Origin of the sequence: Streptomyces sp. NPDC000229 (genome assembly GCF_040300825.1) — a bacterium.
Classification (GTDB): domain Bacteria; phylum Actinomycetota; class Actinomycetes; order Streptomycetales; family Streptomycetaceae; genus Streptomyces.
Map to the genome: position 1 here is coordinate 21020 of NZ_JBEPEL010000068.1, position 16448 is coordinate 37467.

Consider the following 16448-nt stretch of genomic DNA (forward strand, 5'->3'; position numbering starts at 1 on the left):
TCGGTTTCCTGCCCGCAGCGTAGCCGGGCGCGCACCCCGCGCGGGGACGCGGGAGGATCGTCCCGTGGAAGTGACTCTGCTCGGTACCGGCGCCCCCGAGGGGCTGCCCCGCCCCGACTGCCCCTGCGCCGCGTGCGCCAGCGCCCGCGGCACCCGGGCGCGCGCCGCCACCGCGCTGCTCGTGGACGGTGCGCTGCTGCTCGACCTGACCCCCGGGGCCGCACTGGCCGCCGCGCGGGCGGGGCAATCCCTGGCCGGCGTACGGCAGGTCCTGCTCACCCATCCGCACGACGGGCCGGCCCTGGAGCTGCCCGTCGGGCTGCCGGCGGCGGGGCGGGTACCGGACGGGCGGGAGCTGACGCTGATCAGTGGGCACCGGGTCCGGGCGGTGCCCATGGACTCGCCCGGCACCGGGTACGAGGTGACGTCGCCGGAGGGACTGCGTCTGCTGTACCTGCCGCCGGGCGGCGCCCCGGCCGGGGTGGCCGAGCTGCGGCGGCCCTACGACATGGTGGTCGCCGATGTCGTCGCCCGCCCGGACGGGCCGGCCCGGCTGCGGGCCGCCGGGGGCGTCGGGCCCGCCACGGACCTGATCGCGGTGCACCTGGACCACGACGTACCGTCCGGCCGGGAGCTGGACCGGCGCCTGGCGGCCGCGGGGGCGCGGGCGGTGCCGGACGGGACGACGCTGATCGTGGGCGAGTACCACGAGGTGCCCGACGTCCCCCGGCGCACGCTGGTGACCGGCGGGGCACGGTCGGGCAAGTCGCTGGAGGCCGAGCGGCGCCTGGAGGCGTTCCCCGAGGTGGTGTACGTCGCGACGGGCGGCACCCGGGACGGTGACACCGAGTGGGCGGCCCGGGTGACCGCCCACCGCGACCGGCGGCCCGGGTCGTGGCGTACGGAGGAGACGTGCGAACTGGCGCCCCTGCTGGCCCAGGACGGGCCGCCCCTGCTGATCGACTGCCTGTCGCTGTGGCTGACCGACGCGATGGACCGGGTCGGCGCCTGGGACGACGGCACCTGGGCCAGGAGCGGGGAGCGGGAGCTGCGCGAGCGGGTGGCGGAGCTGATCGCGGCCGTGCGCGGCACCTCCCGCACGGTCGTCGCGGTGACCAACGAGGTGGGGGCGGGGATCGTGCCCGGGGACGCCGGAAGCAGGCGGTTCCGTGACGAGCTGGGGCGGCTGAACGCGGCGTTCGCCGACGAGTGCGAGCACGTCCTGCTGGTGGTCGCCGGGCAGGCCCTCGTGCTGCGCGGTTGAGGGCCTCGGGCCCACGGCCACGGCGGGGGCGGCGCCTGTACTGTTCCTCGAATGAGCAGGCTGAATCTCGACGACTTCTCCGATCTGATCGAGCGCCCCGACGGCGGTACGCGGCGGGACGCCGAGGAACGCCGCGAGCGCCTCTCCGTGCCGCCCGGTGCGCTCGGGCGTCTCGACGAGTTGGGCGAGTGGCTGTCGGCCGCGCAGGGGGCCGTTCCGGTGCGGCCCGTCGAGCAGCCACGCGTGGTGCTGTTCGCCGGCGACCACGGGGTGGCGGAGCTGGACGTGTCCGGGCGGCCCGCCGGCGGCACGCACGAGCTGGTGCGTGCCGTGCTGGACGGGGTGAGCCCGGTGGCGGTGCTGGCACGGCGGATGAACGTTCCGGTGCGCGTCGTCGACGCCGGGGTGGACTGCGATCCGGAGCTGCTGCCCGCCGACGTGGTGCGCCACCGGGTGCGGCGCGGCAGTGGCCGTATCGACGTCGAGGACGCCCTGACCCCGGAGGAGGCCGAGCAGGCCGTACGCCTCGGGATGGCGATCGCCGACGAGGAGGCCGACTCGGGCACCGACCTGGTCGTGCTCGGTGACCTCAGCGTCGGCGGTACGACACCGGCCGCCACGCTGATCGCCGCGCTGTGCGGGACGGACGCCTCGGTGGTGACCGGCCGGGGCGGTGCCGGGATCGACGACCTGGCGTGGATGCGCAAGTGCGCGGCGATCCGCGACGCGCTGCGCCGCGCGCGGCCGGTCCTCGGGGACCAGCTGGAGCTGCTGGCGGCGGTCGGCGGGGCGGACCTGGCGGCGACGACCGGGTTCCTGTTGCAGAGCGCGGTACGGCGGATGCCGGTGATCCTGGACGGCGTGGTGTCGGCGGCGTGCGCCCTGGTGGCGCAGCGTGCGGCGTTCCGGGCGCCGGACTGGTGGCTGGCGGGTCAGGTGAGCGGTGAGCCGGCGCAGGCGAAGGCGCTGGACCGGATGGCGCTCGACCCGCTGCTCGACCACGGCGTCACCGTGGGGGAAGGAACCGGGGCACTGCTGGCGCTTCCCCTCGTACAGGCGGCGGCGGCGTTCGCGGCCGAACTGCCGGAGAAGCCGGCCGGGAAGGTCCTGCCCGAGCAGCAGTCGGCGGAAGAGGACTGAGGCACGCCGGTACGGCCGCCGTACCGGCGGACCCGCCGTGTCGCGTGATGCCTCATCGGCTCGGCGACCCGGCCGACGGGCGGTGCGTGGCTTTGGGGTGCGCCGACGCCGACGGCATGCAGGGGTTCCGCCATCCCGACGGGCGCCGTGGCCGGGACGCCGGAGCGGCCGGATGGAGGTCACGCTCACCGAGCTGCTCCCGCGGGCGGAGAGATCGGGATCACGCGGGTGTCACTGAACTTCGCGATGGCCAGGTCGGTCTTCGAACGTGGCGCGAAGCCCGGGGCGGGCCCCGTGCCGCGACTGGGCGCTCCCTGCTGAGCTTCTTCTCCCGCTGGTGGCAGATCGAGTCGCTGTAGCGCGCCAACGCCACGTACCGACCGATCTGGGAGCCGCGATTCATGCTCTTCGAGAAGAGTTCCGACCTGCTGCGCATCGGCCCGGCCGCGAGCCGCGCGGAAGGGTTCCGGGTGGCGCCCGGCCTGCCCGAGCGGTTGCACCGGCACCTGGAAGGCAGACGGCGTTGAGGCGGTTCGCGCGCCGCGAGTGGGGGGCGCTGTACACGGCGGTACGGACGGCTCTGGTGGCGCGCGGGTGGCGGGCGGTCGCCCTGACGCTCGGCGCGGTGAGCCTGACGGCGGTGTTCCAGGTCGTGCAGAACCAGCCCTGGGGGTACGGGCTGGTCCAGAGCATCGGCTCGGTGCGGGCCGAGGACCCGCTGTGGGTGGCGTTGCTGCGTACGCCGCTGTCGTTGTTCGTCCCGGCGCTCGACCTGCCGGTGTGGGGCGCGCTGGCGCAGATCCTGCTGGTGTTCGGCATCGCGGAGATCTGTCTGGGCCGGCTGCGTACGCTGCTGATCGCCTATGTGGCGACGCTGGCCGGGACGATGTACGCGCGGCTCGGCATCGCGCTCGGACCGGACGCGCCGCTGGGGCTGGGGCTGCCGGCCTCGGACGCGAGGGTCGTGGACACCGGCCCGTCGGCCGCGGTCGTCGGGCTCGCGGTCTTCGTGTGCTGGCGCCACCGGGCGTGGCTCACGGGTGGCCTGGTGGTCGTGGCGATGGTGGTCGAGGTGCTGGTGAAGTGCAACCTCGCGGGCAAGGAGCACCTGGCGGCGATCGCGGCGGCGCTGGTGGTGTGCGCCGCCGCATCGTGGCGTCAGCGCCGGTCGGGCGGTGACGGCGGATCGTCGGCAGGGGGTGGTGGCGGGCGGTCGTCCGGCGGGTGGCGCAGGGGCAGTACGCGGTCGGGGGCGCCGGCGATCAGGTCCTGAAAGCGGCGCCTGGCCCTGTCCCAGCGCCGGTCGTGGTGGAAGGCCCGCAGCCCGGCCTTGGCCCGGGCCCCGGGCCGGTTGCGGTAGAAGCGGCGGGCCCACAGGGAGCCGGGGCGGGCCAGGCGCAGCGCCCCGAAGATCGCGACGGGCGACAGGAACAGGCCGAGGATCGCCATCCGGAACTTGCCCTTGAACAGCGCGATGAGCACGAAGAGGAAGTTCAGGACGAGGGTGAGGATGAAACTGCCCCGGCCCTGCCGCTCCTCGGCGGTGACCTCGTCGACGCCGAACGGCGAGAAGCCGCCGAGGACCAGCAGGAGCAGCGCGGTGGTGAGGACCACGACCTCCACGCTCTTGCGTCCCTGCTCGCTCCAGTAGACGTCGTCGAGGTGGAGGATCAGCGCGAACTCGTCGAGGACGAGACCCGCGCCGGCCCCGAGGAGCACCGCGCAGGCGATGGCCCCGGCCTCGTGCCGCCCCACCGCGACCCCGCCGAAACCACCGATCAGGGTGAGGACGACGCCGGGCACCACATGGTGGATGTGCAGCCCGCCGGGCCTGACGTTGCGGAAGGGCCCCTTGCCCGCCCGGATCAGCCGGGTGACGGTCCGGGTGACCAGGAAGGTCAGCACGAACGAGGCAAGGGCGACGAGCAGCGGGAGCTTCCCCGGTTCGACGATGTTGCGGTAAAACCAGTGATCCATCCCACCCGCTCCAGGATCGCGCGTTCTAGCGACTACCCTGCGCGCGGTGACCCTTTCCCGCACCCGTAAGGGCGCCCGTACGAGCGTCGACGGCATACGTTTCGCCTTCGGCACCCTCACCGCGCTGCCCGTGCGGGTCACCCGCTGGGACCGTGAGGCGGCCCGCGCCGGCATGCTGTGGGCGCCGCTGGCCGGCCTGGTGGTGGGCCTCGCCGCGGCGGCCGCCGGTGGCCTGCTCTGGCTGCTCGGCGCGGGCCCGCTGCTCGCCGCGGTGGCCTCGGCGGCCGTACCCGCCGTACTGACCCGCGGTCTGCACCTGGACGGGCTCGCGGACACGGCGGACGGGCTGGGCAGCGGCAAGCCCGCCGAGGACGCGCTGCGGATCATGAAGCAGTCGGACATCGGGCCGTTCGGGGTCGTCACGCTGCTGTTCGTGCTGTTCGCCCAGGTGGCCGCGGTGCATGCGCTGTACGCGGCGGAAGGCTGGGCGTACGGGACGGCCGGCGCCGTCCTCACCGGCACGGTCGCCCGCCTGGCGCTCACCCTCGCCTCCCGCACCGCCGTCCCGGCGGCCCGCCCGGAGGGGCTGGGGGCCGTCGTGGCGGGCACGGTCCCGATCGGGGCGGCACTGGCGGTGACGGTGCTGGTGCTGGTGGCCGCGGCCGGGGCGGGCGGCGCGCTGGGCGGCCCCTACGGCGCGCTGCGGCACGTCCTGGCGGTGGCGGTCGCCCTGGGGGCGGCGCAGCTGCTGCTGGGCCGCTGTGTGCGCCGCTTCGGCGGGGTGACGGGTGATGTGTTCGGCGCGGTGGCGGAGACGGCGGCGACGACGGCGCTCGTTGTCCTGACTTTTGGCTGAAGGGGGTTTGATCCGCGCCGGTCCCGGTAGTCGGCGGGGGAAGGAAAGAAGGAGATCGATCATGGCTACTGGCACTGTGAAGTGGTTCAACCCGGAGAAGGGCTTCGGTTTCATCGAGCAGGACGGCGGCGGCCCCGACGTGTTCGTGCACTACTCGGCCATCGCCGCCACCGGGTACCGGGAGCTCCACGAGGGCCAGAAGGTGCAGTTCGACGTCACCCAGGGACCCAAGGGCCCGCAGGCCGAGAACGTCAGCCCGTCGTAGGTCAGCAGGGCTCGCGCCAGGCACCCAGCTCGTACCGCTTGAGTATCGAGCTCGTCCGCAGTCGTTTCGCCTCCGGGCAGAACTCCCGCGTCTCGAGCTCGTACTCCACATGGAAGACGGCTTTGCCCGCCTCGATGAACGGGGTGAGGGCGGTGCACTCGTCGTACTCGGCGCACTGCTCGTTGACCGCGAAGTCGAAGTCGCCCAGTAGCTCGGGGATCTGGTCCAGGTCGTTCTTGAGCCCCACCGCCAGTCCCCGCTCGTGCGCGAGGCGGGCGATGAGGCGGTTGTAGCGGAGCTGGTCGGCCGCCGTCAGGGGGAACCCGGTGCGGTTGGCGTATCCGTCCATGTTGTCGGGCTCGACCGCGTCGAAGCCCTTGTCTCGGCACATGTCGAGGCGGGCGGCCATCAGCGGTTCGAGGACGTCCGTGCGGCGGATGTCGAGCCACCGCTCGCCCTTCCAGCCGTTGCCCGTCCCGATCACGGACTTCGGGAACTTCCCGGCGTCCGGGCGCCAGTCCTCCCACGCTCCGGTGGACAGGTAGCAGATCACCTTGCGGCCGCGCCGGTGCAGGTCGGCGACGGTGGAGGCCGGGTGGTCGAAGCCGTCGATGTCGTACACCGGCACGTCCACGGCCGGATCGAGGCGGCCGCTGAGCTGCCACTGCCACTCCTGACCGGGGGTGGGCTGCCAGCGGCCGGTGCGCGGTGGGCCCGGCTCGTCGTCGGACGTGCTGGTGCAGCCGGCCAGCACGAGCACCAGGGCGGCGAGGAGGAGCGGGAGGCGGCGGTTCACGGGCACTCCAGGGGGTGCGGGAGGGTTCCCCAGGGGTGTGCCCCGGTACCGGGGACCGCGCACTGCACGCGGCTGGAAAGGCGAGCACTCGCCGGGGCCGCGTACACCAGGTGGCAGTGGTGGTCGGCGACCGGCAGGTCCAGGTCGCGGTACGTGTCCCAGGGCCCTTCGAACGTGACGAGCAGCTCGGCCAGTTCGTCGTAGGCCGGGTGGGGCTGGGCCCCGTGGTTGAGGACCACGGTGGCTGCGCCGGCCGCGCGGGCCGCCACGCCCAGGCGCCGGTAGTGCGGGGCGGCCTCGGGCTCGGTGGGCACCTGGTCGAGGAACGCGCCGTCGGCGCCGTACCAGTCGCGGTGGCGGACCAGGTCGGTGAGGACGTCGGCGTGCGGGCGGCGGCCGTAGTCGGTGTCGGTGTAGCCGAGGACGCACACGCCCGCCGCGCGCAGCCGGTCGGCGACGGTCACGAACGCGGGGTCGGGCGCCCGGCCGGCGCCGCTCGCGGGGTTGAGGACGACCCCGTACAGCAGCGGCGCCGAGGCGATGATCGCGTCCCACTCGGCGGGGCGGGCGGCGGGATGCTCGTAGTAGGGCACCAGCAGGTCCACGTGCGCGTTCCTTCGTCCGTTCTACGTACGGTGTGCGGTCGCCTGCCCGAGCAGGACGCCGCCCAGCACGGCCAGCACCACGGCGGCCGCCCCGGCGACGGCCGCGCCGGCCGGCCTCGGGTCGCCCGACCCGGTCACCAGCACCACCGTCTGCGCCCCGGCCGCCGCCCCGCACACCACCGCCGCGCTGAGCACCGCCCCGAACGACTGGAGCAGCAGGGCCGCCCACAGCACCGTACCGATCAGGAGCAGTGACGCGAGCCGGATTCCGCCGATGTCCGGGGCGCCCGGCCACAGCAGGGTGCCGGTCACGGCGAGGGCGAGCAGCACCGCCAGGTAGACGGTGAGGCACAGCGCGAGCGTGGCGGCCGTGGCGCGCCGGAAGGCGCGGGAGCTGGTGGAGGCCCGCAGCCCCGCGAGGCTCTCGCTGCGGAACCGGTGCAGCAGCCACTCGGCGGGCCCCATGGACAGGGTGAGGGCGACGGCGGTCGGCCCGGCCACCGAGGCCCCCGCCGCGGATGCCCCGGCGCCGCCGGCCACGACGTCGCCGATCGCGGCGTACAGGACGAGCCCGCCGGTACCGAGCCCGAACAGCCCGTACGGCACCGACGCGGTGAGCCGGGGCGCGGCTCGTCCCCGCTCGCCCGTGGGCACCGTCCCGGGCAGCAGCTCGCGCCCGGCGAGGGCGATCGCCAGGGCCAGGGAGGTGCCGAGCAGGGCCGCCCGGGCGGGGTGGGGCAGATCCAGCCAGTAGGCGGCGGGCGTGCCGGCGATCAGTGGCGCCAGGGCGCCGAGCAGCGCCTTCTCCCGGTCGAGGACCAGCAGCACGGTCGCGGCGCCCAGGTACACCGCCTGACCGGCCGCGAACACGGCGCCGCCCCACTCCCCCGGCCCGGCCGCCGCCGCGAGGGCCACCAGGGCGCCGATGAGGGCGCCGGCCGGGGCGCCGCGCAGCAGGGTCCGCGCGGCGGCGGCGCGGTCGCCCAGGCCGAGCCAGGAGTAGGCGCGGTGGGACAGGGCCTGGTTCCACACCCAGCCGGTGACCGCCCCGGCGAGCAGCGGGACGGTGCCGACGGGCAGCCCGAGCACACCGGGCGGGCCGGCCAGGAGCGGGGCGCCGAGTACGTAGGCGAGGCCGGGCAGGGCGAAGACGAGGCCGCGCAGGAGGCACCCGCCGATGCCGGTGTGCCAGGGGTCGGTGGGCGGGCCGTCCGGTTCGGGGAAACGCCGCTCCACGCGCGCGTAGAGGTCCTCGGCGAGGGCGAAGGAGTCCTCCCGGCCGTAGGTGAGCCTTATGTGGTCGTCCGTCATCCCGTCGGATTCGAGGATGGCGGCTATCTCGTCGGGATGGACGGCGGCCGCTATCACGTCCTGAAGCCGGGTGGTCAGCTCGTCGACGGGGTCGGCGGCGGCCCAGCTGGGCCGTCGGCGGGGGACGACGGGCAGGGTGTCGAGTCCGGCGGACTCCTCTTTGAGCCACAGGGAGCCGCTCATCAGGCCGCCTCTTCGGTGACGAGGTCGTCCTCGGTGGCCACCAGGTCGCGCCACGGGTCGGTGATCCGCAGCTGGAGGGTCCAGTCGCGGGTCTCCTCCACCTCCGGCTCCGGTTCGGGGTGTCCGGCCAGTTCCAGGTAGATGCGGCGGAAGCCGTCGACGGAGCGGCGCAGCGTGAACTGGTCGACGACCCGCTGCCGGGCCCGCCGCCCCAGTTCGGCGCGCCGCTCGTGGTCGCGCAGCAGGGTGAGCACGGCCTCGGCCATCACGGCGGGCTCACGGGGCGGTACCACGCGTCCGGTGTCGCCGACCGCTTCCCGTACGCCGCCGACGTCGGTGGAGACGGTGGCCCGGCCGCACGACATGGCTTCGATGAGGGAGAAGGGGAACCCTTCGCTGATGGAGGAGAGCATCACCAGGTGGCCCGCCGCGTAGGCGCTCGCCACGTCGGAGACCCGGCCCTCGTAGGTGATGCCGTCGGTGACGCCCAGTTCGGCGGCGAGCTTCTCCAGCTTCGTCCGGTAGTCCTCGTTGCCGGCCGGGACGGGGCCGAACAACCGCAGTCGCAGGTCGGGGAGTTCGGCGCGGGCGATGGCGTACGCCCGGATGAGCGTCTCCAGGTCCTTGATGGGGTCGATGCGGCCGCACCAGCTGAGGGTGGGCACGGCGGGTTCGGGTCCGGCGAGGGGGAAGGCGTGCGGGTCGACGCCGTTGTAGACGGTGCGGATGCGGTCGGCGGGGGCGCCGCCGCGCTCCTCCCAGCGCCGGTTGTACTGGTTGCAGGGGGTGATGAGGTCGGCCTTGCGGTAGCCGAGGGTGTTGAGTTCCCGGTAGAAGCCGAGCATCAGGGCCTTGACGGGCCAGCGCTGGGCGGCGCTGCGGTAGCCGAGGTAGCGCTCGCGGAGGTAGATGCCGTGCTCGGTGAGGAGGAACGGTACGCCGTCGAAGTGCTGGGCGGCGAGTGCGGGGAGGGTGGCCAGGCCGCTGGAGACGGCGTGGGCGACGCTGTCGTCGGGGATGCGGGCGGCGAGCGGGCGCAGCGCGTGTTCGAGGAGGTCGGTGGCGGTCAGGGCGTCGTGGACGGTGGGGCGGGCCGCTGCCGTCTCCAGGTGGGGCATGGTCCATATCCACATCAGCGAGCGGAGGACGGACTCGGAGCGGAGGGCGGCCGAGAGCCTGCCGCGCCGGGCGAGTAAGGCGAGGTCGTACAGGCTCGTCCCGAAGTCGCAGCCGGCGGACGGGTCGAGTATGGACAGCAGGAAGCGTTCGTACGTGTCGGTGAAGCGGCGCCGCTCCCGGCCGAGGAGGGGCCGGCCGCGCCCCTGGGCCGGGCCCCACAGCGGGAACGAGGTGTGCCGGTAGACGTTGGGCGGCAGCTCCCAGGTGACCGGTTCGCGGCCGCTGCCGGTCAGGGCCAGGACGTGGAAGTCGACCTCGGGCATGCCCCGGACGAGCTGGTCGCACCAGGTGCTGACGCCTCCGTGGACGTGCGGATAGGTGCCTTCGGTGAGCATGGTGACGTGGCGGCCTGTGGTCGGCATCGGTTTCCCCCCGGAAGTGAGCTGGTCAGGCGGTCGGCAGCGTCAGGGTGATCGCCGACTGGAAGGCGTCGGGCGCGGTCCAGGCCGAACGCGCTCCGGCGTACGGGGTGCCGAACGCCGTCGTGCCGAGCAGCTGGTTCTTGCGGGTCCCTTCGGGTGCGGTGACGGGGGCGGTCACTCCGGCCGGCGCCTTGACGGTGACGGTGTTCCCGATGCGGTACGCGGTGACCTTGCCGTCGGCGAGGGCCTTGTCCCAGGCGGCGCGGCGGGACAGTTCCGTACCGGCGTCGCGGTGGCGGGGGTTGACCAGCGGGGTGTTGTCGGCGAAGAGGGCGCGGTAGTCGGCGAGGACCTTGTCCAGGACAGGGTAGAGGAGGCGGTCCTCGGCGAGGTTGGACTGATGGACGTAGTGCGGGCGCGGGTCGTTGCCCATGACGTGTCCGAGGGCGGTGCGGGCCTCCTGCGGCACGATGTACGTCGCGTACCCGGTGTGTACGTCGAGCGGCTCGTCGAGGCAGGTGGAGGCGGGGTCGGTTGCGCAGGCGCCGCTGCCGCCGTCCTCCTTCGACGTGTAGATCCAGTTGTACTCGTCGGTCATCTCGGCGGCGGTGCCGACGTTGTAGTACACGTTCATCGGGTGGCGCGGGACGGTCTGCGCGGCGCCGACGGGGCGCTGCTGGGGCTCTCGCGAGTTGTCGCTCGCGATCCACTTGACGCCGGTGTCGGCGAGGGCGCCTGCCAGGTTGGGGTTGTCGGCGGGCTGCTGCGGGAGGGTCTTGAGGCCGGAGTGCTCGCCGGTGACCAGTTCGGTGCGGTCCACGGCGATGCCCTTGTTCACGGCCCAGGTGTGGTTGTCGCGGATCTGCGCGGCGATCTCCGCACGGCTCATCCAGCGGGTGTTGCCGTAGGCGTCCTTGGCGCAGTTCCACGGGACGGTGGAGGTGTCCTGGACGCAGCCGAGGAACGGGTGTGTGTAGGTGTGGTTGACCCAGCGGTACTGGGCGCGGTCGGCGAGGAGTCGGGCGGTGAGCGGGTCGCTGCCGCCGTTCTGGGTCTTCCACTCCTCGCCGGAGCCCGCGTTGTAGACCATGTCGAGGGTGAAGCCGGCGGAGCGCTGCCACTGGGCGGCGTACTGGGCGTCGGCCGCGGTCATCCGGATCGGCGTGGTTCCTTCGCCGTCGCCGCCCGCGCAGTCGAAGTCGCCGGGGGTGCAGTTGCGTTCGGTGTCCCAGCGGGCGTCGGGGGCGAAGACGTCGTCGACGTGGACGGAGAGGTAGTTGCGGTTCTGTCCGAGGTGGACGCCCTGGGTGAGCCATTCGACGATGCCGCGGGCGAGGGCCCGGAACTGCCGCTGGTACTGGTTGTAGGCGAAGGTGACGACCAGTTCGCGCCGGCCGTCGTGGGCGTACTGGCCGATGAGGCTGGCGCGCCCGCCGCCGTCGACGGGGACGTCGAGGTAGCTGGTGAAGCCCTCGCGGGGCCGGCCCGCGTATCCGTAGCTCTCCGCGATGTCCGGGGCGTTGTCCTCGAAGGTGAGCGGCCCGTCGAGGTACCGGAACGGGCCCGCCTTCCCGGCGGCCGTGAGGTCGGTGCGGACGCCGTCGAGGACGCCGGAGCGTCCGCCCTCGCTGGTGTGGTCGAGGCCGACGCCCGGGTGGGCCCAGGTGTAGGCGTCGACCTGCGGGACGGCGTACTTCTGCTCGTACGCGGTGAGCGCGGCCCGCTCCGCGGCCGCCAGGCCTCCCGGTGCCTCGTCGGGCAGCACCACGCCCTGGTACTTGGCGCGGGGCCGGCCGTCGACGGTGTCGGCGAGGAAGGCGGCGTTGATGACGGGGCGGGCGGGGTCGGCGAGGCGGACGGTCCGGTACGGGACCCCGGAGCCCTTGAGTTCGGAGGTGATCGCCCCGACCGCGCCGCCGCCGTCGTCCACGACGAGCACCGTCAGGTCGACGCGGGGCGCGGGCTCGGCCGCCGCCGCCGGGCCGGCCGGGACGGCCGTGGCGAGCAGGGCGGTGGCCAGCAGGGTCGCGGTCGGCAGCCCTCCCGCCGCTCTTCCGCCCCGGAGTCCGAGTGTGCGCATATGGCTTCCCCCCTGGTGGGTCCTCCGCGCGCGGGGGCACAGGAGGATCTGTTGAGATGATGCAAAGGGGTACGTTGCTCCCTTGCACGAATGCAGGGAGTGTGACGCAGCTCTCGTTGATTGACGCGGCAAACGTTGAGGAGACGCCACGGATGAGTGAATTGCCGCCGCCGTGAGCCAAACGGGACAGCACGCGTAGGCTCGTTCCCGGCGTCTCCCGGGCCCGACTTACGATGCGGCAGGACCCGGTCGTCCTACTCCTCGACCGCCTCAGAACTCAATGGAAGCGAGATTTCACCACCGTGACTGCTCTCACTCTCAGCACCGCCGGCGCGGCGACACTGCGCGCCGATGTTCTCGTCGTCGGCGTCGCCAAGAGCCCGAAGGGCGGCAAGGGACTCGTTGTCGCGCCGGGCGCCGAGGCCGTGGACAAGGCGTTCGGCGGGAAGCTCGCCACCGTCCTGGAGACCCTCGGCGCCTCGGGCTCCGAGGGTGAGGTGACCAAGGTGCCCTCGCCGTCCGGCCTGAAGGCCCCGGTCGTGCTCGCGGTGGGACTCGGCACGGCTCCTGAGAAGGACGAGACGTACGACGCCGAGGCGCTGCGCCGTGCCGCCGGCTGTGCCGCCCGCGCGCTGAGCGGCACCAAGAGGGCCGCGTTCGCCCTGCCCGTCGAGGCGGTCGAGGACGTCGAGGCGATCGCGGAGGGTGCGCTGCTGGGGGCCTACGCCTTCACGGCCTACCAGGACAGGCGCAAGGACGCCAAGGGCCCGCTCGCCGAGGTGGCGCTGCTGGGCGCCAAGCCGCGCGACAAGGCGTACAAGGCGGGGGCCGAGCGCGCGATCGCGCTGGCCGAGGAGATCAACCGCGCCCGCGACCTGATCAACACCCCGCCGAACGACCTCTACCCCGAGTCCTTCGCCGCCATCGCCACCGCGGCCGGCAAGGAGCACGGCGTCAAGGTGCAGGTGCTCGACGAGAAGGCGCTCGTCAAGGGCGGGTACGGCGGCATCCTGGGCGTCGGCCAGGGTTCGGAGCACGGTCCGCGTCTGGTGAAGCTGGTCTACACGCACCCGAAGGCGGAGAAGACCCTCGCCCTGGTCGGCAAGGGCATCACGTACGACTCGGGCGGCATCTCCCTGAAGCCGGCCGGCCACAACGAGACGATGAAGTGCGACATGAGCGGCGCGGCCGCGGTGTTCGCCGCCGTCGTCACGGCCGCCCGCCTCGGTCTGGCGGTCAACGTCACCGGCTGGCTGGCGCTCGCCGAGAACATGCCGTCCGGTTCCGCCGTGCGCCCCGGTGACGTGCTGCGCATGTACAGCGGCAAGACCGTCGAGGTGCTGAACACCGACGCCGAGGGCCGTCTGGTGCTGGCCGACGCCCTGGCGAAGGCGTCGGAGGAGAACCCGGACGCGATCGTCGACGTGGCGACGCTGACCGGCGCGATGGTGCTGGCGCTGGGCAACCGCACGTTCGGCATCATGGCGAACGACGACGCCTTCCGTACCTCCATCCACGAGATCGCGGAGGAGGTCGGCGAGCAGTCCTGGCCGATGCCCCTCCCGGCCGACCTGCGCAAGGGGATGGACTCCCCGACCGCCGACATCGCCAACATGGGCGAGCGGATGGGCGGCGGCCTGGTGGCCGGCCTGTTCCTGAAGGAGTTCGTCGGCGAGGGCATCACCTGGGCCCACCTGGACATCGCCGGCCCCGCCTACAACGAGGGCGGCCCCTTCGGCTACACCCCGAAGGGTGGCACCGGCTCGGCGGTCCGCACCCTGGTGAAGCTGGCGGAGCGCACGGCCGCGGGCGATCTCGGCTGATCCACGCATGACACCCGCGGCCCCGGACGGACGATCCGGGGCCGCGGGCTTTCGCCGGAACCGCGACGGAATCCGTACCTTCGTACGCACCGCCGCTCCGCCGGGACGGACGATCCGCCGTCTCAGACCCCGGCCCCGCGTCCCGCCTCCCGGCAACAAGTGCGAAGATGGGTTCTCGGCAGGACAGGGCCCCCACCACAGGGCCGAAGAATCAGCGGCCGAACACCAGCCGCCGCCCGGTCGTCGACGACCGGCGACCGGCGCACATGCATGGAGGACGTGACGTGGCGAACGACGCCAGCACCGTTTTCGACCTAGTGATCCTCGGCGGTGGCAGTGGCGGGTACGCCGCGGCCCTGCGGGGTGCGCAGCTGGGCCTGGACGTCGCACTGATCGAGAAGAACAAGCTCGGCGGCACCTGCCTGCACAACGGCTGCATTCCCACCAAGGCCCTGCTCCACGCCGGTGAGATCGCGGACCAGGCCCGTGAGGCCGACCAGTTCGGTGTGCTCGCCTCCTTCGAGGGCATCGACATCAAGGCCGTCCACAAGTACAAGGACGACGTGATCTCCGGCCTGTACAAGGGCCTGCAGGGTCTGGTCGCCTCCCGCAAGGTGACCTACATCGAGGGTGAGGGCCGGCTGTCCTCCCCCACCTCGGTCGACGTGAACGGCCAGCGGGTCGAGGGCCGCCACGTCCTCCTCGCCACCGGTTCCGTACCGAAGTCCCTCCCGGGCCTGGAGATCGACGGCAACCGCATCATCTCCTCGGACCACGCCCTGACCCTGGACCGGGTCCCGGAGTCGGCGATCATCCTGGGCGGCGGCGTCATCGGCGTCGAGTTCGCCTCGGCGTGGAAGTCCTTCGGCACGGACGTCACGATCATCGAGGGCCTGAAGCACCTCGTCCCGGTCGAGGACGAGAACAGCTCGAAGCTTCTTGAGCGCGCCTTCCGCAAGCGCGGCATCAAGTTCAACCTCGGTACGTTCTTCCAGAGCGCCGAGTACACCGACAACGGGGTCAAGGTCACCCTGGCGGACGGCAAGACCTTCGAGGCCGAGGTGCTGCTGGTCGCCATCGGCCGCGGCCCGGTCTCCGCCGGTCTCGGGTACGAGGAGCAGGGCGTCGCGATGGACCGCGGCTACGTCCTCGTCGACGAGTACATGCGCACCAACGTGCCGACCGTCTCGGCCGTGGGAGACCTCGTCCCGACCCTCCAGCTCGCGCACGTCGGCTTCGCCGAGGGCATCCTGGTGGCGGAGCGTCTGGCCGGTCTGAAGACCGTTCCGATCGACTACGACGGCGTGCCCCGGGTGACGTACTGCCACCCCGAGGTCGCCTCCGTCGGCATCACCGAGGCCAAGGCCAAGGAGATCTACGGCGCGGACAAGGTCGTCGCCCTGAAGTACAACCTCGCGGGCAACGGCAAGAGCAAGATCCTGAAGACCGCGGGCGAGATCAAGCTCGTTCAGGTCAAGGACGGTGCCGTGGTCGGCGTCCACATGGTCGGTGACCGCATGGGCGAGCAGGTCGGCGAAGCGCAGCTGATCTACAACTGGGAGGCGCTGCCGGCCGAGGTCGCACAGCTCATCCACGCCCACCCGACGCAGAACGAGGCGCTCGGCGAGGCCCACCTGGCGCTGGCCGGCAAGCCCCTCCACTCCCACGACTGAGCCCTCAGTCAGGGCGCGACGACCACTTTCCGCAATTCGTTAGGAGCAACTGAAACCATGTCGGTTTCCGTAACCCTGCCGGCGCTCGGCGAGAGCGTCACCGAGGGCACTGTCACCCGCTGGCTGAAGGCCGAGGGCGAGCGCGTCGAGGCCGACGAGCCGCTGCTGGAGGTGTCGACGGACAAGGTCGACACCGAGATCCCGGCACCCGCCTCCGGTGTCCTCGCCTCCATCAAGGTCGCCGAGGACGAGACCGTCGAGGTCGGCGCCGAGCTGGCCGTCATCGACGACGGCACCGGCGCTCCGGCCGCCGAGGCCGCCCCGGCACAGGAGGCCCCGGCGCAGGAAGCCCCCGCGCCCGCCGCCGAGGCCCCGGCCGCCCCGTCCACCGAGGCCGAGGCCCCCGCCCCCGCCCCCGCCCCGACCGCCGAGGCCGCCGCCGGCGGCGGTTCGGCCGAGGGCACCGACGTCGTCCTGCCCGCGCTGGGCGAGTCGGTCACCGAGGGCACCGTCACCCGCTGGCTGAAGGAGGTCGGCGAGGAGGTCACGGAGGACGAGCCGCTGCTCGAGGTCTCCACGGACAAGGTCGACACCGAGATCCCGGCCCCGGCTTCCGGTGTGCTGCTGGAGATCGTGGTCGGCGAGGACGAGACCGCCGAGGTCGGTGCCAAGCTGGCCGTCATCGGCGCCCCCGGTGCGGCCCCCGCCGCCGCCCCGGCTCCCGCCGCTCCCGCCCCGGCCGCCGAGGCCCCCGCCCCCGAGGCCCCGGCCCCGGCTGCTCCGGCCGCCCCGGCCCCGGCTGCTCCGGCCGCCCCGGCTCCGGCTCCGGCCGCGCCCGCCGCGCCCGTTCCCGCAGCTCCGCCACCCGGGGCTCGTCCCCGTACGGCTCCAGCCGGTGCAGCAGGTCCCGCACGTACTCGGTCGTACGCGCCGA

14 protein-coding genes and 1 pseudogene are annotated in these 16448 nt (G+C 73.3%); 9 read left to right on the plus strand and 6 right to left on the minus strand.

The annotated features are described in order from the left end of the window. Window positions 1-64: 64 nt before the first annotated feature. From ABT360_RS26850 to ABT360_RS26865, 4 genes and pseudogenes are all read left to right on the plus strand, one after another. A complete protein-coding gene (locus ABT360_RS26850) occupies window positions 65-1264 on the plus strand; it encodes a bifunctional adenosylcobinamide kinase/adenosylcobinamide-phosphate guanylyltransferase (RefSeq protein WP_351821612.1) in 1200 nt (399 codons plus the stop codon). A 60-nt stretch (window positions 1265-1324) separates the two neighbouring features. After that, window positions 1325-2404, plus strand: a complete 1080-nt coding sequence (gene cobT / locus ABT360_RS26855) for a nicotinate-nucleotide--dimethylbenzimidazole phosphoribosyltransferase (protein WP_351821653.1) — start codon at window positions 1325-1327, stop codon at window positions 2402-2404. 56 nt (window positions 2405-2460) lie between these two features. Beyond that, window positions 2461-2931, plus strand: a pseudogene (locus tag ABT360_RS26860) (phosphatidylglycerol lysyltransferase domain-containing protein); the annotation flags it as partial. After that, complete coding sequence (locus ABT360_RS26865; RefSeq protein WP_351821615.1) at window positions 2928-3677, plus strand: hypothetical protein; 750 nt, start codon at window positions 2928-2930, stop codon at window positions 3675-3677. The pseudogene ABT360_RS26860 and the gene ABT360_RS26865, both read left to right, overlap by 4 nt. Here the strand turns inward: ABT360_RS26865 and ABT360_RS26870 are convergent. Next, the gene (locus tag ABT360_RS26870; protein WP_351821618.1) at window positions 3563-4381 is read right to left on the minus strand and encodes a hypothetical protein; all 819 of its coding nucleotides are present in this window, start codon (window positions 4379-4381) and stop codon (window positions 3563-3565) included. The genes ABT360_RS26865 and ABT360_RS26870 overlap by 115 nt on opposite strands. Window positions 4382-4418: 37 nt before the next feature. Here ABT360_RS26870 and ABT360_RS26875 point away from each other — a divergent pair, with 37 nt between their 5' ends. Next, entirely contained in the window at window positions 4419-5237 is an 819-nt protein-coding gene (locus ABT360_RS26875) for an adenosylcobinamide-GDP ribazoletransferase (RefSeq protein ID WP_444852329.1), read from the plus strand. Window positions 5238-5298: 61 nt separating this feature from the next. Continuing rightward, window positions 5299-5502: a cold-shock protein gene (locus tag ABT360_RS26880; RefSeq protein WP_351821624.1), complete on the plus strand. Its 204-nt coding sequence runs from the start codon at window positions 5299-5301 to the stop codon at window positions 5500-5502. Window position 5503: 1 nt separating this feature from the next. Here ABT360_RS26880 and ABT360_RS26885 read toward each other — a convergent pair whose 3' ends face one another. From ABT360_RS26885 to ABT360_RS26905, 5 genes are read right to left on the minus strand one after another with little or no spacing between them, the layout of a single operon-like run. Further along, window positions 5504-6298, minus strand: a complete 795-nt coding sequence (locus ABT360_RS26885; protein WP_351821627.1) for an endo alpha-1,4 polygalactosaminidase — start codon at window positions 6296-6298, stop codon at window positions 5504-5506. Further along, the gene (locus ABT360_RS26890) at window positions 6295-6903 is read right to left on the minus strand and encodes a spherulation-specific family 4 protein (protein WP_351821630.1); all 609 of its coding nucleotides are present in this window, start codon (window positions 6901-6903) and stop codon (window positions 6295-6297) included. The genes ABT360_RS26885 and ABT360_RS26890 overlap by 4 nt, the downstream gene beginning before the upstream one ends. 21 nt (window positions 6904-6924) lie before the next feature. Beyond that, window positions 6925-8397, minus strand: coding sequence for a hypothetical protein (locus ABT360_RS26895; RefSeq protein ID WP_351821633.1), 1473 nt, complete (start codon window positions 8395-8397; stop codon window positions 6925-6927). Beyond that, entirely contained in the window at window positions 8397-9938 is a 1542-nt protein-coding gene (pelF, locus tag ABT360_RS26900; RefSeq protein WP_351821635.1) for a GT4 family glycosyltransferase PelF, read from the minus strand. Before pelF ends, ABT360_RS26895 begins: the two co-directional genes overlap by 1 nt. Before the next feature lie 25 nt (window positions 9939-9963). Further along, window positions 9964-12018, minus strand: coding sequence for a hypothetical protein (locus ABT360_RS26905; protein WP_351821638.1), 2055 nt, complete (start codon window positions 12016-12018; stop codon window positions 9964-9966). A gap of 302 nt (window positions 12019-12320) precedes the next feature. Between ABT360_RS26905 and ABT360_RS26910 the strand changes: the two genes are divergently transcribed. From ABT360_RS26910 to ABT360_RS26920, 3 genes are all read left to right on the plus strand, one after another. After that, window positions 12321-13841, plus strand: coding sequence for a leucyl aminopeptidase (locus ABT360_RS26910; RefSeq protein ID WP_351821641.1), 1521 nt, complete (start codon window positions 12321-12323; stop codon window positions 13839-13841). A gap of 284 nt (window positions 13842-14125) precedes the next feature. Further along, window positions 14126-15514, plus strand: coding sequence for a dihydrolipoyl dehydrogenase (lpdA, locus tag ABT360_RS26915; RefSeq protein ID WP_351821644.1), 1389 nt, complete (start codon window positions 14126-14128; stop codon window positions 15512-15514). Between the two features lie 57 nt (window positions 15515-15571). Further along, window positions 15572-16448: biotin/lipoyl-containing protein (locus ABT360_RS26920; protein WP_351821647.1), on the plus strand; the 877-nt coding region annotated here is incomplete at its 3' end.